The organism is Mesorhizobium sp. CNPSo 4670, from assembly GCF_057784235.1.
Genome location: NZ_JBWJFQ010000029.1, coordinates 1 through 22,877 on the forward strand (window position 1 = coordinate 1; position 22,877 = coordinate 22,877).

The following is a 22,877-nucleotide window of genomic DNA, read 5'->3' on the forward strand; positions in this document are numbered from 1 at the left end:
ATGGTGTCTGGTTCGGCGGCTTGATCGCCGACAAAGCCTTCGACAGCAACACCATCATTGCCGATCTGAATGAGCGCGGCGCCAAGATCGTTATTTCACAGCACTCACGTCGTACTTTTCCGCTGCCGCTCGACAAGGAACTCTACAAATGGCGCCACCTCATCGAGAACTTCTTCTGCAAACTCAAGGAATTCAAACGTATCGCCATGCGAGCTGACAAAACCGACCAGAGCTTCGCAGCCTTCATCAATCTCGCAGCCGCCGTCATAAATTCACGCTGAATCTCAACAAGCCTTAGAGCGACTGAGGTAGCGTCACTGTCATTCGGCTGCCTTCTGAAGCTTCCCGAACACAAACAGCTTTCCTCTGCGCACGCTGTCTTCAAGTGATCTCACATTCGCCAGATGCGCGGCGATCGCGCTGGCCAGCATGCACCCCGTCCCGCGCATCGACGCGGCAAGGCGGGGCATGTCGAGGCGGATTGGTTCTTGATCGTGGCGCAACAAAATATCCGTTGACCGAGGTCCCGCTGCATGGCCGCCCTTGAGCAGTAGCGCTTGTGGTCCGGCGGCAAGCAAACGCTTTCCCTGCCGCAACGTGTCTTTGTCATCCGAGGCCAAGGCAGAGCCGGTAAGGACCGCCAGCTCGATGAGATTTGGCGTGACGAGACGGCAAAGCGGCATCAGATCGCGAATCATAAGGCCGATTGCCCGCGCTTGCAGAAGCTGCCTGCCGGACGAGGCGGCGAGCACCGGGTCGAGAATTGCCGGCACGTGCGGATTTTCGCGCAGAACGCTGGCTACAGCAACGACGGTCTCAGCCGTCGCCAGCATGCCGATCTTGATCGCCGCCACCCTATTGGCCTGAAGTGCCGCCCGCATTTGATCGGCGACCAGCCTTGGTGACGAACGGTGGATTTCGGTCAGGCCATCGTGCGTCTGCACCGTCAGCGCCGTGATAGCCAGGCAGGCGCGCACGCCAAGGGAAGAAATCGTCTCGATATCGCGTGCTATTCCGGCACCCCCGCTGGAGTCCGACCCACCGACGACAAGCACATACGAGTCTCGCTTCAGCGCCATTGATCTGTCTTTTTGAGCCATTCTCGCGTGCGCGCTTCGGGGGCGTCGTTCAGCGTGATGTCGGTGACCACCGCCGCGCTGTCCGCGCCAGCCTCGAAGACACCGTCGAGCCGGTCAGGATTGAGGCCGCCAATAGCGACCAACGGGATCGGCGTGACCCGGCACCTCCACTCGCCGATCCGCTCAAGTCCTTGCGGCGCCCACTTCATCTTCTTCAGGATGGTGGGATAGACCGGTCCGAGCGCGATGTAGTCGGGTTTGGCCGCCATGGCCGTCTCCAGTTCGGCATGATCATGCGTGCTGAGCCCGAGCCTCACGCCGGCCGCCCGTATCCGCGCGAGGTCGGCGGTCTGCAAATCCTCCTGACCGAGATGAACGAAGTCGCAGCCTTCCTCGATTGCCAGGCGCCAATGGTCGTTGACGATGAGGTGGCATTGTTGCTCGGCGCACAGGGCCTTCGCCTTCCGGATTTCGGTGCGCAACCCGGCCTCGTCCATGGTCTTGATGCGCAGTTGCACCAGCCTGACGCCGAGCGGCGCCAACCGCCCAATCCAGGCGGTGCTGTCGACGATCAGGTAGAAGGGATCGAGCTTCATGAGAAAGCCGCCCTGCCGATCGTCGGCGTCGACGGCACGGCGACCTCGCGCGGTTCGAGCACTCCCGAGCTGAAAGCTTCACGGCCGGCATCGACCGCCTTGCCGAACGCACGCGCCATGCCGACCGGATCGGCCGCCTTGGCGACCGCCGTGTTCAGCAGCACGGCGTCAAAGCCGAGCTCCATGACGGTCGCCGCGTGCGATGGCCGCCCGAGGCCCGCATCCACAATCAGCGGGACGCCTGGGAAATGTCCGCGCATCGAGCGCAGCGCCGTAATGTTGACCGGCCCGAGGGCGGAACCGATTGGCGCGCACCACGGCATCAAGACCTTGCAGCCCGCTTCCAGCAGCCGCTCGGCCACAACAAGATCGTCGGTGGTGTAGGGGAATACCGCAAAACCGTCCTCGCACAGGTTGCGGGCGGCTTCGACCAAGCCGAACACGTCTGGCTGCAGCGTGTCATGGTTGCCGATCACTTCGAGCTTGATCCAGTTCGTGCCGAAGACCTCGCGCGCCATTTTCGCGGTGGTGACCGCCTCCTTGACGGAGTGGCAGCCAGCGGTATTGGGCAGGACTTTTACGCCCAGCGAGCGGATCAACGACCAGAATTGTTCGCCAGCCCTCCCGCCTGCCATCTCACGCCGCAACGAGACGGTGACCACCGAGGTGCCCGACGCCTTGACGGCATCGGCAAGCATGGCCGGCGAAGGATATTGAGCGGTGCCGAGAAGCAGGCGGGAGGCAAGCTTAGCTCCACAAAGCTCGAACATGGTCTAGCCTCCCTGCATGGGCGAGAGGATTTCGATCCGGTCGCCGTCGTTCAACCGGAATTCCGCCCGGTTGGCCTTGTGCACCAGGTCGCTGTTGACGGCCGTTGCCAGCCAATCGCCCTCATAGTCGAGCGCGGCAAGCAGCGCCGCCAGCGTTGTCGCGGCAATTTCAAGCGCCTCGCCGTTGACCATCAGTTTCATGAACGAGTTCCTTGGTTCTGTCCTGATTGAAGACAAGGTCGGCAGCCTGGCGCGCCATTGCTGGGGCGAGGAGAAAACCGTGACGATAGAGCCCGTTGATCGCGATGATCTCACCGTTCGTTTCGACACGCGGCAGGTTGTCGGGAAAGGCTGGACGAACACCGGCGCCGGTCTCGATGATGCCAGCCTCGCCGAAGGCCGGATGGAGGGCATAGGCAGCACCTAGAAGCTCCATCAACGAACGCGCCGTGACCGGTCCAGTGGACTGGCTCTCGATCATCGTCGCGCCAACCATGAAACGGTGGTCGTTGCGCGGCACTATGTAGATCGGAAACCGCGGATGAAGCAGCCGGACTGGGCGCGACAGCGAGATATCAGGCGTGCGCAGGATCAACATCTCGCCGCGAACGCCGCGCAGCCGATCATCGACCGCTGCCATTCCCGTGCAGTCGATCCGGCGATCGAAACCGGTAATCTGCCGGGCATCGGCCCCAAAGCGGAATTCGACGCCCATCGCCGCCAGTCTGTCATGAAGTGCCGCCATCGCCTGGCGCGGGTCGAGATGCGCCTCGTCTGGGAAATGCAATCCGCGGCGGAAGCGGCCGGCGAGGTCGGGCTCGAACAACGCGATTTCATCTTCATCGACACGCCGATGACCCGAGGTGCGGCTGGCGAACCGGTCGAGCTCGCCCGCATCGCGCGGCGCGGCCACGACCAGCGTTCCGGCCCGCGTCACTTGGCCGGGCGTTGCCGCCTCCCACCAGTCTGCGGCATTGCATCCGAGATCCAGCACCGGCTGCTCGGCGCTTTCACGCTCGCACCATGGCGCCAGCATGCCGCCGGCGAACCACGACGCATTGCCGCCGAGGGCATGTCTTGTCTCGGCAACTGTAACCGACGCGCCGCGTGTGGCGAGTTCGAAAGCGGCGGTGAGGCCGGCGACGCCGGCCCCTTTGACCAGCACCCTCATGATGACGTCTGCACCCTTGGCATAAGTGGTGCACCGGTCTCGTCCGCCGGCACATAGAGATCGCCGCCTTCGCGATATTTCGCCGCCATCGCCGCCATGCCTTCCTTCTGCGCCTCGGCGCGGATGTCGTGGGAGATACGCATGGAGCAGAATTTCGGTCCGCACATCGAGCAGAAATGCGCCACCTTGTGCGCCTCCTTGGGCAAGGTCTGGTCGTGGAAGGAACGCGCGGTTTCGGGATCGAGCGACAGGTTGAACTGGTCCTCCCAGCGGAACTCGAAGCGTGCGCGGGAAAGGGCATCATCCCTGACTTTCGCCGCCGGGTGACCCTTCGCCAGGTCGGCTGCATGGGCGGCGATCTTGTAGGTGATCACGCCGGTCTTGACATCGTTGCGATCGGGAAGGCCGAGATGTTCCTTCGGCGTGACGTAGCAGAGCATGGCGGTGCCGAACCACCCGATCATCGCCGCGCCGATGCCGGAGGTGATGTGGTCATAGCCCGGCGCAATGTCGGTCGTCAGCGGCCCCAGCGTATAGAACGGTGCTTCGCCGCAGACGGCGAGCTGCTTGTCCATGTTCTCCTTGATCTTGTGCATCGGCACGTGGCCAGGCCCCTCGATCATCACCTGGCAGTCCTTGGCCCAGGCGATTTTCGTCAGCTCGCCGAGCGTCTCCAGCTCGGCGAATTGCGCCGCGTCGTTGGCATCGGCGATCGAGCCCGGACGAAGGCCGTCGCCGAGCGAAAAGGACACATCATAGGCGCGGCAGATGTCGCAGATTTCCGCGAAATGCTCGTAGAGGAAGCTTTCCCGGTGATGGTGCAGGCACCATTTGGCCATGATCGAGCCGCCGCGCGAGACGATGCCCGTGACCCGGTCAACGGTCAGCGGGATGTAGTGCAGCCGCACGCCGGCGTGGATGGTAAAATAGTCGACGCCCTGTTCGGCCTGTTCGATCAGCGTGTCGCGGTAGACCTCCCAGGTCAGGTCCTCGGCAATGCCGTTGACCTTTTCGAGCGCCTGATAGAGCGGCACCGTGCCGATCGGCACCGGCGAGTTGCGCACGATCCAGTCGCGGATGTTGTGGATGTTGCGGCCGGTCGACAGGTCCATCACCGTATCGGCGCCCCAGCGGATCGCCCAGACCATCTTTTCGACCTCTTCGGCCATCGAGGAGGTGACGGCCGAGTTACCGATGTTGGCGTTGATCTTGACCAGGAAATTGCGACCGATAATCATCGGTTCGCTCTCGGGATGATTGATGTTGGCGGGAATGATCGCGCGGCCGCGCGCCACCTCGTCACGCACGAATTCCGGCGTGACAAAATCGGGAATAGCGGCGCCGAAGCTCTCACCGTCGCGTGGCGGCTTGCCGCGGGCAATCTCGCGTCCAAGGTTCTCGCGAATGGCGACGAACTCCATTTCGGGCGTGATGATGCCGGCGCGCGCATAGGCGAGCTGTGTCACCGCCTTGCCCGATTTGGCCCGGAGCGGCCGGTTGCGGACCGGAAATTCCGGCGTCAGGCGCTCGCCCGCCGCAAATCCGTTGTCTTCCGGCCGGACATGACGGCCGTCATAGGCTTCGACATCGCCACGCGCCGTAATCCATTCATGGCGAAGCCGGGCGAGGCCCTTTTCGATGCTGGTTTCGACCGTCGGGTCGGTATAGGGACCGGACGGATCGTAGACCGTCACGGGCGGTTCGCCTGCCGTCGGGTGGACGGAGATTTCGCGCATCGGCACCTTGATCTGCGGATGGAGGCCGCCGGACTTGTGGATTTTCCGTGAGGCAGGCAGCGGTCCCGTTGAGACGGCTGGGGTTTGGGCATTCATCGTGAGGCTCCTTTGCTCATTGCATTGGAGACCCAGTTCTGTGCCGGAAGGATGAAAAGACGCTTTGATATACCTGCTTGGAAACAGGTCTTCGGGCGTAAACTCCCGCAATGCGCTTGCACCGTCCCTACGCCAGTATGAACTGGATCAGGTTCAACGGGTCACTGCGCCGCGAAAGCCAGCAGTATCTCAGCCCCTTGCCGGGACTCCCCTGGTGAATGCGCCGAATTGAAAGGGCCGGCGCTGCTTTGTCAAGTGCCTTCGGCCGGCGTGACGACCGGCGGCTAATCAGAACCGGCCGCTGAGTTCGCGCAAGTATCGCGAGCAAGGTACGCCTAGCGGAGCGGCGAAGCGCCCAGGATAGGCGAGCCATCACGCGGATTCGAAACCTTTCCAGCACGGCATTTTCGGCTTGCCGAACCGACGTTGCTATCGCCCAGGGATGAGATTGCTTTAGATGTCTGTCTTGCTCGCCATCGGCAATCCTCCCGCGTGGACTAGACGCCCCGTTTGTTTCCCCAAAGCAGAACATGAAGCTGCGGCAGTACACGCGCCTCGAACCACCTGTCGCGGGTCACCTTTTCGACCAGCCATTCCATGCGTTTCATCACACCAGCCATGTCGATGAGCGCGTCTTCGTGACCGGGACGCGGCGGCGTGTGATTGCCGGGCTGTAGATAGACGAGCAATTGCGGGTAGCGCGCCGCGGCGTCCTTCGCGTAGGCATAGTCATCGTCATCGAAGACGACGAGCTTGAGCGCCATCTGCGGCTTGGCCTGCGCCGCCTCGATGCAGGCGTCGAACGCGGCCCAGTCTGTCGTCATTTCACTTGAGGGCGGCTTGGGGCTCAGCACCAGCACGTCGAGATCAGCGAACCATTGCTTCGGCACCGAGCCTTGGGTTTCCAATGCAAAACGGTAGCCCTCGCCATGCCCGCGGTCGATCAGCGGGCCAAGCGGCTGGATAGCCGGATTGCCGCCCGACAGCGACACCATCACGGGCTGACCGCCGGAAAGCGCAATGACCTTGTGCCAGACCGCGTCGGGAGACATCATCTCCCAATCATGGCGGAAGCGACTGTCCACCGCATGCAGACTGTCGCACCAGGAACAGCGATAATCGCACCCGCCCGTTCTTACGAACACTGTCGGCAAGCCGATCAGCATGCCTTCGCCTTGAATGGTCGGCCCAAAAATCTCGCTCACGCGGATTCCAGGATGCAAGGCGCTGGTCATGGCCGGTATTCCGCCCAGGTTTTCGGTGTCTCGCTCACCCACACGGCGGAGGTTTCGGGTAGCCGAACCTTGCACCAGTCGTGGAAGTGGCGGGCCAGACATTCCGCTGTGACACGGTCATGCCCCAGCACCTCGTTAAGATGCCGATGGTCGAACGTTCCATCGATGTAGTGCTTGAGCGCCGTTAGGTCTTGATAGTCGCGGACAAAGCCATGTTCGTCCAGTTCGCCACCTGAAAGCTCTACCACGACTATGTAGTTGTGGCCGTGTAGACGCGCGCACTGATGGTCTGGTGGCAAGGAGGTGAGCTGATGTGAGGCCGAGAAATGGAACTCTTTGGTAATGCGGAACATCACGCGCTCCTTGTCTGGACAGCGTGGAGCCAGAAGTCCGCGTCCTCATAGTCTGTCGGGTCGGCAATGCCGGCCAAATCGAATGCTTCGCGCCGTTCGACGCATGTCCCGCAGCGACCGCAGTGACGTGCGCCGCCCTTGTAGCAGGACCAAGTCGCCTCGAACGGCGTGGCATACTTTGCCCCCTCGCTGACAATGTCAGCCTTCGACATATTCACATAGGGTGCGTAAAGGCCGATATCGGCGTAGCCTGCGAGCGCATGGTTCTGCATCGTCTGAAAGGCGTCGATAAAAGCGGGCCGGCAATCGGGATAGATGAAATGGTCTCCGCCGTGGACTGCAGTGGCCACTGCATCAGCCTTCTGCGCGTCGGCAACCCCGAAGGCGATAGCCAGCATTATGGCGTTCCTATTCGGCACCACCGTGATCCTCATGGAGTCTTCGGCATAGTGCCCGTCGGGCACGTCCACATTATCAGTCAGTGCCGAGCCGCTGAGGCTCCGGCCGACATCGCGGATATCGATGATCTGGTGCGGAACACCCAGCCGTTTGGCGCAGATAGAGGCAAAGCCGAGTTCCTTTTTGTGCCTCTGGCCGTAATCGAACGAAAGCAGGCCAATGAGTTTCTGCTCGGTCGCCACCTTGTGAGCGAGCGAAACAGAGTCCAATCCGCCGGAGCAGATGACGAGGGCATTCATGGTTTGAGTCCTTGTTTTGACCGGGTAAGGCTGCGACCGGAGATTTCTCTGCGCTCCCAATACTCCACGAAGCTGGTTTTGTGAATGGGCTGGACGCGATTGAGATGCACGTACCTTGATGTCAGGGTCCCCAACATGGCTTGCACGCGATTTGCCGCGCATCTTCGACCGTTAGCGGCTGGGGCCGGCACTGCGTATAGGCGGAGAGACGATAGAGAAATCAGCCAACATGCGGTCCCGGAATGGGGCGATGCCGTTCAGCTCGCGCACTTCTCTGCCGATATCATCGAGGACTACAAGCGCTTGATCGCCACTCTGCAACGGATTGCGGACGGGCTGAAAAACCTCGGAACCAGCGAATGACACAGGCGTCGCGCCATAGGCCGAACTCCTACACGCGTGCCGCAATGCATTGGAGAAAGCCGCGTGCCGTCGAGATCCTTTGAGAAGGACGTTCAGATACCGCTACAGGATCTTGCTGCAGCGACCTTGGTGCATTGGCAGGAGATCCCGAAGCGGTGCGCAGCGCGATTGTCGAGACGGCGACAAGCGGTGCATTCCCCGACAAGCCGCGCACCACTTCATTGCACGAACAAATCGCGCGGCTTGTCCGCTACAGAGGGGAGAACCGCGCCTAGTGCCCAGTGCCGCTGATGCTTGTCCTAGAGAGTCGAAGATCGCACGCGGTTCGGACGCATGCAAACGTCACCCCAGCAAGACAAAACGCGGTCGGGACAATGGTGGTCTCCCGAGCGACGAACTCGAAGATCGCGAGGTCGACCCCTTCGAGTATGAGCCTGCTCATTGAACCAGCTTAGCCTATCAGGCGTCGAAACAGAGTCCGATTGCCAACCGCGACAATTGCGAAAACATAGATCACGTTAGGTCGGCGGTGTCCTAAGCGAGCATCGTGTTTTTCGCTACCTTCGAATTTCCGATTCCCAACTGGGCTGTCCAATTTTGCGGTTGAAATTTACTTTTTCCGAAGTGTTCGGTGTTAGGGGACCAACACGCAGCTACTACTCTAGCGTGGGGGGTGAAAGAGTGATGCAGCGTCTGTATGCCGCAAGGTTTGGTGACCTTCTGGCGGGAGATCTGCGCGTTTTTGGCGGGCCCTCGACAATCGAACCACTTGCCGGTCGCATTAGGGCGGAGCAGGTCAGTATCGTGCTTCGCAACACGCCTCTTGGCATGGTTGCGAACATCCTCAATGCTGCCACTTTTGTTATGGCGGTTTGGGGCTCGCCCGACCAAACGAAAGCCATCTTCTGGGCGAGTGTAATCATCGTCGCCTCTGGTTTCGTCGGCCTAAGAGCGAGATCATCGTTTAAGTCGGTCAAACCAAGGACAGTGTCTCGCCGGACAACGCAAAACCTGGTGCGCAACGCCTTCCTGTTCGGTACCTGGTGGGGCGCGCTTCCCGTTCTGTTCTTCAGCGGGGCAACAAGTGCCGCCCAGGTCGTCATTACCTGCCTGAGCGCCGGGATGATCGCAGGCGGCGCCGCTTCCTTTTACACGATTCCTATTGCGGCCATCGCGTATACGCTACCGATTTTCGTCGGCTCAGCGGTCGCGATTGTGTGGGTGCAAGACGCAGTCAACCTGCCCGTCGCGATCCTGATAGTGAGTTACGCCATCACGCTGTTTCGTGCAGTGCTTGCTCACGCGGTCGAATTTACCCAACGCTTCATTCTGCAAGCAGAAAGCGAAAATGCCATTCGCAGGGATGTTCTAACCAGTTTGCCAAACCGGTTCAGCTTCAACGAGCGGCTGGAGAACGCGTTGGTGGACGCACGGCAATTTGACCAGCACTTTGCGCTGCTTTTGTTCGATCTTAGCAATTTTGACGAGGTGAATGATCACTTTGGCCGAGCCATGGCGGATGCCGTTCTGGTCGAAGTCGCTGCGCGACTTCGCAAATCGACACGGGAGAGCGACGGCATTGCGAGATTGGAGGGCGGCGAATTTGCAATAATCGCTGCGCGCGAAATCAGGCCAGATCAAATCAGGTCCTTGGCCAAGCAGATCATAGATGCCATGCGCGGCCCCTTCTTGATCGAAGGGCGCGAGATATACTGCAGGCCCTCTCTCGGCATCGCTTTGGCGCCCACTGACGGTTTGGATGCCAACCAACTCCTACGGTGCGTCGACACCGCGCTACACAGGGCGAAGACGCTGGGGGCGGGCTCCATCCAGTTTTTCAGCCCAGGCGACGATGAAGCAGCTGCAAGGCGCCATGCTCTTGAACGCGATCTGGCTTCTGCGCTGGCCAATGACCAGCTTTCGCTCGCTTTTCAACCCTTTCTCGATCTCGCCAGCGATCGCATTCGAGGTTTTGAAGCCCTGCTGCGGTGGCAGCATCCGACCCTTGGCGCGATCCCTCCGTCGGAGTTCATACCCATCGCTGAAGAAACGGGTTTGGTTCACTCCATCGGACACTGGGTCGTCAAAACGGCTTGTTTGGCGGCTGCGCGCTGGCCGCGCGACTTGCGGGTCTCCGTCAATTTGTCGGTAGTGCAGCTTAAGGACAAGGCCTTGCTGGATGGAATTGAAGTGGCCTTGGCTGAAGCCGGGTTGGAGCCCCGAAGACTGGAGGTAGAGATCACAGAAACTGTGCTGATTTCGAATTTTGAGGAAACGATTTCATTATTACAATCGTTAATTTCGCTATCCGTCACAGTGGCTCTTGACGATTTTGGCACCGGCTATTCGTCGCTCACTTACCTTCGTAAACTGCCTCTTTCGCGGCTCAAGATCGACCGATCTTTTGTCCAGGACATGCTGACCGATGCCGACTGCGCCGCGATTGTAAGCTCATTGATTGAGCTGGCGCATGAGCTTCGAATTGAGGTAACAGCCGAAGGCGTGGAAACTCCCGAACAGCTCGACTATCTGCGCCGCGTCAGATGCGATGAAGCTCAAGGCTATTTGATCGGGAAACCTGTCCGGATAGACGACATTCTTGGCATTGCTGCGAAGACGCCTGGTCAGGAGCTGAATCCTTGAACTGCCGCCAGCGCGGGCGCAACGTCGAGTAGTCATCAAAACGAATAATGTAACTTGGTAATTAATTACGATAGAGGCGTTTTGCGACGGGCGGGCCCGCAAGCCGGTCGCCCCTCGTCCGGTACTACGCAACCAACTTGCCTGTTGTCTCCAGGCAGTCACGTGCGCCTGCGCGTCTGCGGCCAGCGCTGCTTGAAAAGGTGCTCTCAACCGAGCGTCGTCAGACGGCCGGCCTCGTGATTACAGCGCCGACGCACAGTCCGGCAGGGCCGCGCGGCAACGTCGAGAGCGGCGAGCTTCTGCTAACGCGAACATTTCTCCGCTATTGCGGCGATGCATTCCTCCAGACGCTCCAGGCGGAATTTCGCAATACGAAGTTCATTCCCCGCTTCGAAACGTCGATGGCGTCCCTGAGGTGTGGCCGCCATGAGGTTGCGCTCCAGTTCCGCAATGTGCGCACGCACTTGCCGGGCATCGTCCTGACGCAACCCCTTGATCCATCCACGCCCGCGCATCAATCTTCCTGCCAGGTACCCCGAAAGCCATGCCGAGTTATGCCACCGAGACCCTAATTTGCGGCAAGTCGAAACACTCGAAATTTAACTTCTGCTAATCCGAGGAAGACGAAAAACCCGGCAAGACGGTCAAGGAAGCGACACGGTCCTCTGAGGCGGCCATCTTCTCGCCAACAAGGCCGAGCCCGAACCGGAAAACCAACCGGATACATGTGCCAGGAGCGTGTCACGACACGAAACAGCGACCGGAGATGCTGGCGAGAAATCCGTGTCCGGTCGAATCCCTCCAAGAGAAAGCGTTCGATGCGAAGGTAGCTCAAGCGGTGGCCTTTTGCGGTTGGCTGAACGTATTGTCAGGGCGGGGCAGACCGAAATGGTCCCTCAGCGTTAGCCCCTCATAGTCGTGCCGGAAAAGTCCGCGCCTGCGCAGGATTGGCACCACCTCATCGGCGAATACGTCGAACCCGCCCTGCAGATAGGGCGGCATGACATTGAAGCCATCCGCTGCACCGTTGTCGAACCATTCCTGGATATTGTCGGCGATCTGTTCGGGCGTCCCGGCCTGGACCCAATGCCCGCGTGCCCCGGCGAGACGGTGGAGCAACTGGCGGATGGTTGGATTCTCGCGCTCGATGATGTCGAGTACGACGTGAAAGCGGCTGCTCGCACCGCGCTCGCCCTCGACACGGATGAGCTCCCGCGGAAATGGCCCGTCCAGATCGTAGCTCGAAAGGTCGGCGTCTACGATGCGGCGCAGCTGATCGAGAGAATATTCCGGCTGCGTCAACTCGTTGAACTCGTCGTGCAGCGCGCGGGCCTCCGCCTCGGTTGAACCGATGAACGGACTGATGCCGGGCAACACCTTGACGTGGTCAGGGTTGCGGCCAACCGATTTCACGCGCGCTTTGATGTCAGCATAAAATTCCTGCGCGTTGCCGAGTGTCTGATGGGCTGTGAATATCGCCTCGGCATAGCGGCTTGCGAGCGAACGTCCGTCTTCCGACGAACCCGCCTGGACATAGACCGGCCGCCCCTGCGGCGAGCGCGGAAGCGTGAGCGGTCCCTTCACCCGATGATATTTGCCGACGTGGTTGATTGGGTGGATCTTGTCGGTGTCGGCAAAAATTCCAGACTCCCTGTCCGCGACGAGCGCGTCGTCCTCCCAGCTGTCCCAGAGCTTGGTCACCACATCAACGAATTCGCTTGCCCGCTCGTAACGGTCTGCATGGGTTGGATGTCGGTCAAAGTCGAAATTCAACGCAGCGGACGCATCCCCCGTGGTGACGATATTCCAACCTGCACGCCCGCCGCTCAGATGATCAACAGAGGCAAACAGCCGGGCCAGGTTGTAGGGTTCGTTGTAGGTGGTGGAGGCGGTCGCGATGAAGCCTATTCTTTTCGTCACGGCGGCGAGCGCCGAAATCCATGTCAGCGGCTCCAGCCTGAAGCGGCTCGCGTAGCGGATGTTGTCGGCGAGAGCAGGCCCATCGGCAAAGAACAGTGCGTCGAACTTGCTCGCCTCGGCCTTTTTCGCCAGTTCCTGATAATAGGCGATGTCCAGCACTCTCTCAGGGGCAGAATCCTTGTAGCGCCAGCCGGCTTCATGATGGCCGCCGGGATAGATGAAGAGGTTGAGGTTCAACTGTCGTGATTGGGCGGGCATCTTATTGGTCCTCCTGTGGGTCTCCTGGGGGGTGACACTGAGCCACAAGTCTTCGGCCGCTCAGACGGGCAGCACGGGGCTTGTCTCGACGCCGAGATGGCGCAGAAGTTCGAAGCGGACCTCGCCGAACCGGCGGTTGCCATGATCGCGTGGCGTGGGGACATCGATGACGATGTCGGCGGCGATCGCGCCATTGTCGAGCACCAAAACCCGGTCCGCCAGCGTCACGGCTTCGTCCACATCATGGGTGACCAGCAGGACGGCCGGCTGGTGACGGGCGCAGAGCTGTCGCAGCAGATCGTGCATTCGCAGGCGGGTCAGCGCGTCGAGTGCGCCGAACGGCTCGTCCGCCAGCAGCAGCTCAGGATCACGAACCAGCGAGCGCGCCAATGCCACGCGCTGCTGCTCGCCACCCGAGAGTTCGACCGGCCATGCGGTCTCGCGGCCGCCCAAGCCAACCTCTTCGAGAGCTACCCGTCCGCGTTCGGCGGCGTCGGACAGGTTGAGACCGAGAACCACATTCTCCAGCACTCGTTTCCATGGCAACAGCCGGGCATCCTGGAAGACGACTGATTTCTTGTCGGGCGTTTCGAGTCGCCCTGACCCGGTGACTTTGTCATCGAGATCGGCGAGCGCGCGCAACAATGTACTCTTGCCCGACCCGCTACGGCCGAGAAGGGCGACGAACTCTCCCTTCTCGATGTCGAGACTGAGGCCGTCGAGGATGGTTCGCGGCCCGAAACGCCTCACGAGGCTTTCGACCCGCACCACGGGCGCGCCGCTCAATCCGCCAAGGTGCGACGCCATGACAGGGACCTTTCCTGGAAGAAGCGGACGATGCCGTCGGAGGCGAGACCGAGCAACGCGTAGACGGCAAGACCAACGATGACGATGTCAGTCTGGCCGTAGTTGCGTGCGAGATCGATCATGTAGCCGATGCCGCTGGTGGCATTGACCTGTTCGACCACCACCAGAGACAGCCAGGCGTAGGTCACCGCGAAACGCAGGCCGAGGAAGAAGCCCGGAAGGGCGCCCGGCAGGATGACCTCGCGAATGAATTCGCCATATCCCATGCGCAAGGTCTGGGCCAATTCGACATAACGGTTGTCTATGCCGCGCAAGCTGCTGTGGGTCTGGATATAGATCGGGATCAGGACGGCCAGCGCGATGGTCGTCACCTTCATGCCCTCGCCAATGCCGAACCACAGCATCAGCAGCGGGATCAGAGCCAGCGTCGGTATCGCCCTCTTGATCTGAACGGGACCGTCGATGATCGCCTCGCCCAGCCGGGATAAACCTGAAATGAGAGCAAGGGTGGTTCCGATCAGGATGCCGAACACCAGCCCCTGTGCTGCCCGCCAGGCAGACGTCATCAAGTGATCCTGAAGCTTCCCTGCGGCTATAAGATCGATGGCAGTGCCGACAACGGACCAAGGCGCCGGCAAGGTTCTTGGATCGATCAGGCCAGCGATGCTGCCGATGGACCAGAAGAGGAGAAGAAGTGCGGGGCCGATCAGTGCGCCAAACGGGATCGCCCGCCCAAGTGCGAGGCGACGCCTGGGAGCGGCCTTGCGGGCCTGTACAGCGGGCGCAATAAATCCCCTTTTATCCGATGCGTAGGGAATGGGGAGTGCAACCGCGGCGGTTTGTGAGAGTGCGTTCATCTGCATCGTCTCCACTGTTGCAGGGCGTCAGGACGCGTTCAGCGCATTTGCGGCGATCGTCTCGAAGCGCCTGTCGAAAAGATCCTCGGCCTTGATCGGGGGCTTGTTCAGTTCCCTGGCCAGAAGATCGATCGTCGCCTGCTGGCGCGCGATCACGTCGTTCCAGTCGGACGGGATGTCGAACTGGCCGTCGGCGTTAACGAGATACTGGCCATCTTCGCTGGTGAGACCCTGGGTGGCCACGTAGTAGCCGTCGATCCACTCTTTGGGATGTTCTTGCACCCAGCGGGTCGCAAGTGCCCAGTAGCGCACATACTCGCCGAGAGCGGCAGCCTTGGCCGGGTCGTCAAGCACGGCCTGCGGTGCATAGAGATGGTCAGGATCATCGCGCAAGCCATGCGGGATCGTGGTGGCGCCGTCGGCACCATACTGGCGCAGATAGTGCTTGACGAGGACGCCCCAGATCGGTGCGACATCGACTTGCTTGCTGGCAAGCGCCACCGGATAGGCATCGCCTTTGCTCGGCAGTTCGATGAGATTGACATCCTGCTTTGTCAGGCCGGCGGCCTGCAGGACCCTCAGCACCAGCGCGCCCTGCGCCTGACCAGGGCTGAAGGCGATCCGTTTGCCGCGCAAATCCGCGAGCGTCTTGACGTCGACGCCCGGCGCAATGCCGAGTTGATAAATCGGGTGCGCAACCGGTTCCTTACGGAACTTCGACGCAATGATCTTGACCTTCAGCCCCGTCCAGGTCGCGTGAATGGGCGGAATGTCGGCGACGGCCCCGACGTCCAATGCATCGGCGCGAAAAGCTTCGATTGTCTGCGGACCGCCGCTGATGTTGGCCCATTCGACCTTGAAGGGTAGTCGATCGATCAGCCCCGAGAGCTCGAGTGCCCTTTGGGTCTCGGGATCGCCGATGCGAAGCATGGTGCCCTCCGGGATCTGGGTCGGCAGTTTACCCGCGTCCGGACTGCCCGCCTGGGCACTGAAAGGGGAGGAAGAGGCCACCAAGGTTACCGCCAAAGCGGTGACCAATGCACCAAACTTCCGTCTCGAAAATCTCTCCACAGCCAACATCATTGTCTTCCTCCAGTTTGGGAAATGGCTCCTATTTGCGCTGTTCAGTATGTCTATCAATTCTGTAGACGATAAAGTAATGGATGCTGTTCTTTGACGCCCGAGGGAAACGCTGTTCGTCTCCAATGCTCATTTGGGGCAAGTATCCCTCATATGAGAGGGTCGGGTCGCGGCAGCGCAGGTGGCGCGGGTGCCAGCCTTGAAGCGGCGGCTGCCGCAATGGCGACGCTGATAGTGGCGCGCTGGTGCCGGAGAGGAAGAGGGCGGGCGGGTTGCGGTGGCGGGTGAAGGTCCGGGAGAGGGTCTCCCGGCGCCCGCCAAGGAGCAACACCCATGACCCAGATGGAAATTCTTGCGCCCAAGCGCAACGAACGTGCCGGTTACAAGGTCGACGTCGGCCGCGGCCAGCGTATTGGCCGCGTGTCGTCAGAATGGTTCAACCGGCCGGCGGACGAGCGATACCTGTCGCTCAACGAGCTCCGGAATTCGGTGAAGAGCCGGTCGGAGCGCAGCAAGACCCGCATCGTCGAAAGTGAGCTGATCCGCGTCGAGGCCAGCCGCGACGATCCGGAGCGTCTGAGGCTAATGCTACCCGACGCGCCTGCCCCTGTTGCCCCCACGCACTGGAGTTTCGGCCAACTCGCCAGCCTAATAGGCGCGCCAGCCACCTATCTGCGGCAGCTTCCAGCTCCGCTCGCGGCGATCAACCTTCAGCACGGTGTCCTCAACCACCGCGCCGAACAGGTTAAGACCCTGGAAATCGAGAACGGACGCCTTGAGTTGCGGGCGGTAACAGGCCCTGATTACGGCAGAATATTTGACTCAGAACTCGTCGACGCCGTGCAGAAGATCGCCGGCAACGGTACCGGCGACACGCGTTGGAAGGTGCCCGGTGTGCTCGACTGGTCGACAGGTATCTACAATCCGCACGTCGACATCTCCCGCGACACCACGACGCTCTACGCTTCTGATCGCGATATCTTTGTGTTCCTCGTCGACGATCTGAACCCGATCGAGGCCGGACGGCTGCCAAATGGGGAACCGGATCTCTATTTCCGCGGCTTCTATTGCTGGAATTCCGAAGTCGGAGCCCGCACGCTCGGCATCGCCAGCTTCTATCTGCGCGCAGTGTGCCAGAACCGTTGCCTGTGGGGCGTGGAAGATTTCGAGGAAATCACCATCCGCCACTCGAAATACGCGGCCTCCCGTTTTGCCCTGGAAGCCGAGCCGGCGCTGATCCAATTTGCCGATTCCTCGCCCATGCCGTTCGTCAACGGCATCAAGACGGCGCGGCAACGGATCGTTGCCAGAGACGACGAAGATCGCCAGGACTTCCTGCGCAAGCGGGGCTTTTCCAAGTCCGAGACCACGAAGATCATCGATACTGTGCTGCTTGAGGAAGGCCGCCCGCCAGAATCGATTTTTGATTTCGTGCAGGGCATCACGCGGGTCGCGCGCGACAAGCCGCATCAGGATGTCCGCCTGGAAATGGAAGGCAAAGCCAAGAAGCTTCTCGACTTCGCCGCCTGATCCTGCGCAGGCCGGCAGCGCAACTCGTGACGTTCGTTTGGATCACTGGCCCCAGTGATTCCCCAAGCTGGCCCGCTCCCGAAAGGTGGCGGGCTTTTTTGCGCCTCGCAAGGCGATCAGCCTGAAACCAGGGTTGGGCCCAGCGGTTTGTGCCCTGGCTCTTCATGCCAGATGACCTGCCGCAGATCACGCATGTCGACCTTTTGCCCGCAGTAGGGGCAATTGTAGAAATGATCGCGTTCGTCCTCTACGGGTGTGCCGTGCGGCTTGCCGGGGATGGGTGGTCCTAGGTCCCGTATGTTCGTCATCGCTACCAAACTTTCAATTCGTCTAAAACGTTCCGGAACTATTTCAGTGCATGCTAATTTACTCGCGGTCTGTGAGAGTTCCGTGCATGCGTTTGAAGTTCGTCGCGCCCTTGATGCCGACCCTTGTTGAGCAGCCTCCCGAGGGCGATGGTTGGAGTCACGAGGTCAAGTTCGACGGCTACCGTTCGCAGCTCATCATCGATGAAGACGGCACCAGGATCTACACGCGCAACGGGCACGACTGGACAGCAAAATATCGCGACCTGGTGAAAGAGCCCAGAGTCTCGGCGCCGAAAGCGCTATTGTCGACGGCGAGATCATCGTGCTCAACGATGCCGGCTTGTCGGACTTCGGCGAGCTTCGCAAGGCGATCACACGCCGCCAGCACGACCTCTATTTCGTCGCTTTCGATCTGCTGCATCTCAACGGCCACGATCTGCGCGACATGCGGCTGGAAGAGCGCCGCGAGATCCTCGCCGGCATGGTTGAGCCCGGCGGACGCATCCAGTTCAGCGAAGCGCTGCCGGGCGAAGCCAAGGCCATCTTTCATCTGCTGGACAAGGCCGGGTTAGAGGGCATGGTGTCGAAGCGGCGCGACAGCAAATACCGGAGCGGCCCGTCAACGAACTGGCTAAAGGCGAAATGCTACACAGTCGACGAGTATGAATTGCTGGGCGTCGAGCGCGAAGCAGGCAAGCCGGCCTTCGCGCTGATGGCCGATCTTGTGACTGGGCGATATGTGGGCTCGGCATTCATCAATTCGCGCGGCGCCATCCGAGACCGGCTGTGGAAGCGTGTCCAGGAACATGCCGGGCCGCCGCCCGAGGGCATGAAGCGGCCGGCGACGCAATGGGTCAAGCCGGGCCTGATCGGCCGCGTGAAGCACTTGCGCGGCGAGGAAGACTTGCGGCACGCTTCGCTGCAGGATTTCAGGGAGGTCGACCATGCCGATTCGACGAAAGGCAACTGACGCCGGAATCTTCGACGCATCCGAGTTGGCCTTGCTTGGGCGGGTTTTTGAACAACTGAAATGAAGCTAGACAGTCAGTCGCCAGATGCCCGCGAGGCAATCGCTTCCCGTATCATCGCGAACTATATGCCGGCGTGACAGATGAAGCTGAGCTGGTCTCGCTGTCCAGGCAGCCGTTGGGAAGGTAGGTGGCACATGGCCGTGGCTAAGAAGGATCAAGAGCGTGTCACCTACGCGTGGATGTATGGCGCCCAGGCCCGCAAGGATGGCAAAGAGCGCGATGTCCCGGCTGTTTGGGAGGAGTTTGCCGACGCGTGGCTGCAGGGCTTCGATGGCGAGCAATTGGCCGGTGCCAGCAAGGCCAGGCCGATCAGCGATCAACTGGAAGCGGAGGTCCACGAGGCAGGCGTTAGCAAATCCTAGAGCGGCTTGCCCGCGCGCATCATGGCCCGCGCTATGGCGAGCTGCGCTTCCGTCTTGGCATTCTCTTTCAGGGTCATGTTGTCGGCGGCAATGAGCCGCTTCAGAGCCCGCAGCGTCTCGCCTCGTGTCCAGCCCACTTCCAACATGCAATCGACAATCGCCTGAAAGCCGGGCTCCATGGCCTCCTGGCAATCAATGTGGCGGTCCTGATATTCTTCCAGTCCTTTCGGCGGGTTGATCATCTTGCCCCCTGCAAATAGCGGTCGCCGTGCTCCCGGTGCCCGAAACAAAACCAGTGCGGTTCTTGCCTTGGCTTGGCAAAGCCGAACGGAGCGCGCATCGCGCATCCGGCAAACTCGCAAAGGTGATTTTCGATCCGCGACCGCTCGCGCGTCGCTGGCGTCATGCCTTCGGCAAGCCTCAAGGGTTCGTCACTCATGACGAAAAGATTCCACAAGCTGACTTGACGAGCAAGGAAAATGTTCCCTATTCGTTCTCATGGCGCACGATCCGATAGACACGCTGGGCAAGGCGACCCGGCACAATATGCTCGTCAAGGCGGAATGCAGTTGCGGCAACGTTCGCTACTGCCGATCGGCCGACCTGATGATGGTCTATGGCGGTGGCGTCGATCCGCTGACATTGAAATTCGACTGCAGCCGCTGCAAGCCGCAGATCAAGATAACGCTGATCGAGGTCCATCCCGAGCATCTGCCGAAACGGCTGATGATCCATAAGCCCATGAAGATCGATGGCAAGATCCATTGGCACACCGAGCGGTTCCGGGGATAGATTGGCCTGCCGCGATGACCATGAAATATCAATTTGTAGAGGACACGCTCGGCAAGAAACTACGGGCCGGATCGGGTCTCTCGGTCGATTGCATGACGTGCCGCCGAAGTGTGACGCTCGACGTCCAAGCGCTCGTCGACCGATTGGGGGAAGATCACGGCTGCATGCACTGGGACCTGATCAAGGTGCTGTTCTGCCGGCCCTGCCGGGATGCGGGACGAGGCGACCGGAACCTCGCCTTCACCAACCATGCCGTGACGCCGGGCCAGCGGTGCTAAACGAATTAGGCCCGGCGCCAGGGTAAATGCGCCAGAAAATGGCCGACGCGGTTGCCGGTGAGAGCGCGTTGCTAAAACCGCGTCGGCCACTGCGGCACGGGATTGTCGCCCCGCGATCGAGTGCTCGCCAACACCCCGAGAACGATTGGTACGCATCCGTACAGGTTTTGCTCTTGATCGCCAAATTTCGGCGATCATATAAATTTGGTGATTTGTCCCATTGCGGGAGGCAATGCGATGGATGACGTGATGATGAATGGCAAGGTCCACCCTTGCATCGAAGTGGTCGAAGCCTGCGGCGAGTGGCACGTTCGCGTGGACCGAGAAAAAACCCTGACTTTCGAAATGGAAGCCTACGCCCTCGCCTTTGCAGAAGGCCAGCGGATACGCCTCGGGCTTGCCGACTTCAAACGGCTTTAGTGCGCCAACGAAGGCAACCGACCCCTTCGGCGCTCGTGGTTTCAGCGCACTCCGCGACTGCCCGTCTTCCCAAAGGCGGGTTTTTTCCTTTCGGTAGACAGCCTTCCATGAGTTGGCACTGGCTGGAGTGCGAGACAAGACAGGCGCCCGAAAGTTGGAAGTCGCGCCGAGATCCGCGAGCCAGGCCCGGGTCGGCGTGAGGCCTGGAGGCAGAGGGAGGAGGGGAGGATTTTTGACGGGCTTGGAGGTTCGGGGAGAGGCCCCGGGCCGCCCGTCATGGAGAACCTGACCATGGCAAAGAACGCCATTCAGAAGATCGCGATGAACGCCGCGGAGAATATTCCCTATGACAAGCTAATGCTGTCGCAGAAGAATGTCCGCCGCATCAAGGACGGCGTGTCGATCGAGCAGTTGGCCGAAGACATCGGACGGCGAAAGCTGATCCAGAGCCTGAACGTCCGTCCCGTGCTCGACGGCGAGGGCGAGGAGACCGGCACGTACGAGGTGCCCGCCGGCGGCCGGCGTTACCTCGCGCTCGGCATCCTCATCAAGCAAAAGCGCCTGGCGAAGAACGAGCCAATCCCCTGCATCGTCAACCGGGGGCAGGAGACCTCGGCCGAGGAGGATTCGCTTGCCGAAAACCTCCGGCGCGCCGACCTGCATCCGCTCGACCAGTTTCGTGCCTTCAAGACGCTCAGCGATCAGGGCCTCGATCCGGAAGAGATAGGTGCCCGCTTCTTCGTCTCGCCGGCGACGGTGAGACAGCGACTGCGGCTCGCATCGGTGTCGCCGAGGCTGCTCGAGCTCTATGAGAAGGATGAAATCCGGCTCGAGCAGATCATGGCGTTTTCGATCTCCGATGATCACGCGCGCCAGGAACAGGTCTGGGAGCGGATTGCCAGCTCGCACACGCAGGAACCCTATTACATCAGACGCCTGCTGACGGAGACCACGGTGCGGGCCGATGATCGCCGGGCGGTCTATGTCGGCGCCGATGCCTATGAAGCGGCCGGCGGCGTCATCCTGCGCGATCTGTTCGAGCAGGATTCCGGTGGCTGGTACCAGGATGCAGCTCTCCTAGAGCAGCTTGTCTTCGACCGGCTGAAGGTGGATGCCGAGGCGATCCGCGCCGAAGGCTGGAAATGGGTGGAGGCGGCGATCAGCTTTCCCTATGGCCACACCTCCGGCATGCGGCGCATCTACGCCGAGGCGCAGGAGCTCAGCGCCGAGGAGATCGAACGCTACGGCGCGGTGAAGGCCGAATATGACAAGCTGGATGCGGACTATGCCAAGGCCGAGGATGCCGACGAAACAATCGAGGCGAAGCTCGACCAGCTGGGTGCCGAGCTCGATGCGATCGATGATCGTCCTCAAAGCTACGATCCCGCCCAGAAGGCGATTGCCGGTGCGTTCCTTACGCTTGCCGCGAACGGCAAGCTCCAGATCGACGCCGGTTTCGTGCGGCCCGAGGACGAGCCGCGGACCGAGACCGGCGACGTCGATGAGGGCGAGGAAGGGAGCGCCGACCGCGGAACCGGATCCAATGGCGACGACGATGGCGATGGTGTTGTCGTCAACGGCCAGCCGATGAACGACAGCGCTAGCGACGACGGCGAGGACGATGGCATCAAGCCACTGCCTGATCGGCTCGTCTTCGACCTGACCGCGCAGCGCACGCTGGCACTGCGCAACGCGCTCGCCGGCGACGTCGACATCGCCTTCGTCGCCGCACTCCATGCCTTCGTCCTGCAGGTCTTCTATCGCTTCGCGCCGAACACCTGCCTGGAGATCAGCCTGAAGAGCGGCAGCTTCAGCCAGGTTGACGGTCTTGCCGAGACCTCCTGGGCCAAGGAGATCGCCGAGCGGCACGAAGCCTGGGACCGCGATTTGCCCGATGAGGCGGAAGGGCTGTGGGACTTCCTTCTCGGCCTCGATGAAGCAAGCCGCAAGGCGCTGTTCGCGCACTGCGTCTCGCTGACCCTCAATGCGGTGGTCGAACCCTGGAACAGGCGAGCGAAGGCGCTCGAGCATGCAGACGTGCTTGGCCACTCGCTCCAGTTCGACATGGTCGACGCCGGCTGGACGCCCACGGTCGAGTTCCTCGGGCGGCTCACCAAGGCACGGATTTTGCAGGCTGTCCGTGAAGCGCGTGGCGCAGACTCCGCGCAGCTGATCGACCACATGAAGAAGGACATCATGGCCCGTGAAGCCGCCCGTCTTCTCGAAGGCTCGAACTGGCTGCCAGAGCCGCTGCGCGCTGAGGTCGATGAAGTGTCTGCCGATGCTGCCGACGCGGCCGCCGGCGAGATGTCGGAGGAAGCGTCTGTCGACGGCGATGCCGCCGAGCTTCCGGCCTTCCTCGCCGACGATGCGGATCCGTCCTCCGATGCTCCGGTGACCATCGACGGCGACGAAACGGACCACCTCCAGGCCGCCGAATAGTCGGCCTCCCGGTCCCACCGGTCCGGCACCTTCGCCGGACCCTTTTCAGTTC

At 61.1% G+C, this 22,877-nt stretch carries 23 protein-coding genes, 2 pseudogenes and 1 riboswitch; of the genes and pseudogenes, 10 read left to right on the forward strand and 15 right to left on the reverse strand.

The features are described 5' to 3' along the window. Positions 1-281: pseudogene (locus AC0ZT5_RS31875) on the forward strand (IS5/IS1182 family transposase); the annotation flags it as partial. A 39-nt stretch (positions 282-320) separates the two neighbouring features. Here AC0ZT5_RS31875 and AC0ZT5_RS31880 read toward each other — a convergent pair. The 9 genes from AC0ZT5_RS31880 to queC form a co-directional block, all read right to left on the reverse strand. Next, complete coding sequence (locus tag AC0ZT5_RS31880) at positions 321-1,079, reverse strand: hydroxymethylpyrimidine/phosphomethylpyrimidine kinase (protein WP_488499651.1); 759 nt, start codon at positions 1,077-1,079, stop codon at positions 321-323. Beyond that, positions 1,070-1,675, reverse strand: a complete 606-nt coding sequence (locus AC0ZT5_RS31885) for a thiamine phosphate synthase (RefSeq protein ID WP_488499652.1) — start codon at positions 1,673-1,675, stop codon at positions 1,070-1,072. The genes AC0ZT5_RS31880 and AC0ZT5_RS31885 overlap by 10 nt, the downstream gene beginning before the upstream one ends. After that, positions 1,672-2,445 carry a thiazole synthase gene (locus AC0ZT5_RS31890; protein ID WP_488499653.1) on the reverse strand — a complete coding sequence of 258 codons (774 nt, stop codon included), beginning with the start codon at positions 2,443-2,445 and terminating at the stop codon, positions 1,672-1,674. Before AC0ZT5_RS31890 ends, AC0ZT5_RS31885 begins: the two co-directional genes overlap by 4 nt. 3 nt (positions 2,446-2,448) lie before the next feature. Beyond that, a complete protein-coding gene (thiS, locus tag AC0ZT5_RS31895) occupies positions 2,449-2,646 on the reverse strand; it encodes a sulfur carrier protein ThiS (protein WP_488499654.1) in 198 nt (65 codons plus the stop codon). After that, positions 2,615-3,616: a glycine oxidase ThiO gene (thiO, locus tag AC0ZT5_RS31900; protein WP_488499655.1), complete on the reverse strand. Its 1,002-nt coding sequence runs from the start codon at positions 3,614-3,616 to the stop codon at positions 2,615-2,617. Before thiO ends, thiS begins: the two co-directional genes overlap by 32 nt. After that, positions 3,613-5,448, reverse strand: coding sequence for a phosphomethylpyrimidine synthase ThiC (gene thiC / locus AC0ZT5_RS31905; protein WP_488499656.1), 1,836 nt, complete (start codon positions 5,446-5,448; stop codon positions 3,613-3,615). Before thiC ends, thiO begins: the two co-directional genes overlap by 4 nt. 106 nt (positions 5,449-5,554) lie before the next feature. Next, positions 5,555-5,671, reverse strand: a riboswitch (TPP riboswitch). 274 nt (positions 5,672-5,945) lie between these two features. Continuing rightward, positions 5,946-6,683 carry a 7-carboxy-7-deazaguanine synthase QueE gene (gene queE / locus AC0ZT5_RS31910; protein WP_488499657.1) on the reverse strand — a complete coding sequence of 246 codons (738 nt, stop codon included), beginning with the start codon at positions 6,681-6,683 and terminating at the stop codon, positions 5,946-5,948. Next, positions 6,680-7,036, reverse strand: coding sequence for a 6-carboxytetrahydropterin synthase QueD (gene queD / locus AC0ZT5_RS31915; RefSeq protein ID WP_488499658.1), 357 nt, complete (start codon positions 7,034-7,036; stop codon positions 6,680-6,682). The genes queE and queD overlap by 4 nt, the downstream gene beginning before the upstream one ends. Then, entirely contained in the window at positions 7,036-7,734 is a 699-nt protein-coding gene (queC, locus tag AC0ZT5_RS31920) for a 7-cyano-7-deazaguanine synthase QueC (RefSeq protein ID WP_488499724.1), read from the reverse strand. Before queC ends, queD begins: the two co-directional genes overlap by 1 nt. Before the next feature lie 1,047 nt (positions 7,735-8,781). Between queC and AC0ZT5_RS31925 the strand changes: the two genes are divergently transcribed. Next, entirely contained in the window at positions 8,782-10,740 is a 1,959-nt protein-coding gene (locus AC0ZT5_RS31925; protein WP_488499659.1) for a putative bifunctional diguanylate cyclase/phosphodiesterase, read from the forward strand. 302 nt (positions 10,741-11,042) lie between these two features. On the opposite strand, the gene AC0ZT5_RS31930 is transcribed toward AC0ZT5_RS31925, so the two are convergent. The 5 genes from AC0ZT5_RS31930 to AC0ZT5_RS31950 form a co-directional block, all read right to left on the reverse strand. Beyond that, positions 11,043-11,255 carry a hypothetical protein gene (locus tag AC0ZT5_RS31930; RefSeq protein ID WP_488499660.1) on the reverse strand — a complete coding sequence of 71 codons (213 nt, stop codon included), beginning with the start codon at positions 11,253-11,255 and terminating at the stop codon, positions 11,043-11,045. A 316-nt stretch (positions 11,256-11,571) separates the two neighbouring features. Beyond that, entirely contained in the window at positions 11,572-12,918 is a 1,347-nt protein-coding gene (locus AC0ZT5_RS31935; RefSeq protein ID WP_488499661.1) for an LLM class flavin-dependent oxidoreductase, read from the reverse strand. Between the two features lie 60 nt (positions 12,919-12,978). Continuing rightward, positions 12,979-13,725 carry an ABC transporter ATP-binding protein gene (locus tag AC0ZT5_RS31940; protein ID WP_488499662.1) on the reverse strand — a complete coding sequence of 249 codons (747 nt, stop codon included), beginning with the start codon at positions 13,723-13,725 and terminating at the stop codon, positions 12,979-12,981. Beyond that, positions 13,701-14,582 carry an ABC transporter permease gene (locus AC0ZT5_RS31945; RefSeq protein ID WP_488499663.1) on the reverse strand — a complete coding sequence of 294 codons (882 nt, stop codon included), beginning with the start codon at positions 14,580-14,582 and terminating at the stop codon, positions 13,701-13,703. The genes AC0ZT5_RS31940 and AC0ZT5_RS31945 overlap by 25 nt, the downstream gene beginning before the upstream one ends. Before the next feature lie 27 nt (positions 14,583-14,609). Beyond that, positions 14,610-15,593, reverse strand: a complete 984-nt coding sequence (locus AC0ZT5_RS31950; protein WP_488499664.1) for an ABC transporter substrate-binding protein — start codon at positions 15,591-15,593, stop codon at positions 14,610-14,612. Between AC0ZT5_RS31950 and AC0ZT5_RS31955 the strand changes: the two genes are divergently transcribed. From AC0ZT5_RS31955 to AC0ZT5_RS31970, 4 genes and pseudogenes are all read left to right on the forward strand, one after another. Further along, positions 15,502-15,759, forward strand: coding sequence for a hypothetical protein (locus AC0ZT5_RS31955; protein ID WP_488499726.1), 258 nt, complete (start codon positions 15,502-15,504; stop codon positions 15,757-15,759). The two genes, AC0ZT5_RS31950 and AC0ZT5_RS31955, sit on opposite strands and share 92 nt — an antisense overlap. Before the next feature lie 236 nt (positions 15,760-15,995). Next, positions 15,996-17,192, forward strand: coding sequence for a DUF932 domain-containing protein (locus tag AC0ZT5_RS31960; RefSeq protein ID WP_488499665.1), 1,197 nt, complete (start codon positions 15,996-15,998; stop codon positions 17,190-17,192). Between the two features lie 394 nt (positions 17,193-17,586). Then, positions 17,587-18,470: pseudogene (locus tag AC0ZT5_RS31965) on the forward strand (ATP-dependent DNA ligase). A 195-nt stretch (positions 18,471-18,665) separates the two neighbouring features. Continuing rightward, a complete protein-coding gene (locus tag AC0ZT5_RS31970; RefSeq protein WP_488499666.1) occupies positions 18,666-18,893 on the forward strand; it encodes a hypothetical protein in 228 nt (75 codons plus the stop codon). Here the strand turns inward: AC0ZT5_RS31970 and AC0ZT5_RS31975 are convergent. After that, a complete protein-coding gene (locus AC0ZT5_RS31975; protein ID WP_488499667.1) occupies positions 18,890-19,135 on the reverse strand; it encodes a hypothetical protein in 246 nt (81 codons plus the stop codon). The genes AC0ZT5_RS31970 and AC0ZT5_RS31975 overlap by 4 nt on opposite strands. A gap of 256 nt (positions 19,136-19,391) precedes the next feature. Between AC0ZT5_RS31975 and AC0ZT5_RS31980 the strand changes: the two genes are divergently transcribed. The 4 genes from AC0ZT5_RS31980 (at position 19,392) to AC0ZT5_RS31995 (ending at position 22,825) form a co-directional block, all read left to right on the forward strand. Beyond that, positions 19,392-19,685 (forward strand): hypothetical protein, encoded by a 294-nt coding sequence (locus tag AC0ZT5_RS31980; RefSeq protein ID WP_024927378.1) that lies wholly within the window; start codon positions 19,392-19,394, stop codon positions 19,683-19,685. Between the two features lie 14 nt (positions 19,686-19,699). Beyond that, a complete protein-coding gene (locus tag AC0ZT5_RS31985; RefSeq protein WP_488499668.1) occupies positions 19,700-19,963 on the forward strand; it encodes a hypothetical protein in 264 nt (87 codons plus the stop codon). A 237-nt stretch (positions 19,964-20,200) separates the two neighbouring features. Next, positions 20,201-20,383, forward strand: coding sequence for a hypothetical protein (locus AC0ZT5_RS31990; protein ID WP_488499669.1), 183 nt, complete (start codon positions 20,201-20,203; stop codon positions 20,381-20,383). A 291-nt stretch (positions 20,384-20,674) separates the two neighbouring features. Continuing rightward, positions 20,675-22,825: a ParB/RepB/Spo0J family partition protein gene (locus AC0ZT5_RS31995; RefSeq protein WP_488499670.1), complete on the forward strand. Its 2,151-nt coding sequence runs from the start codon at positions 20,675-20,677 to the stop codon at positions 22,823-22,825. Positions 22,826-22,877 lie beyond the last annotated feature (52 nt).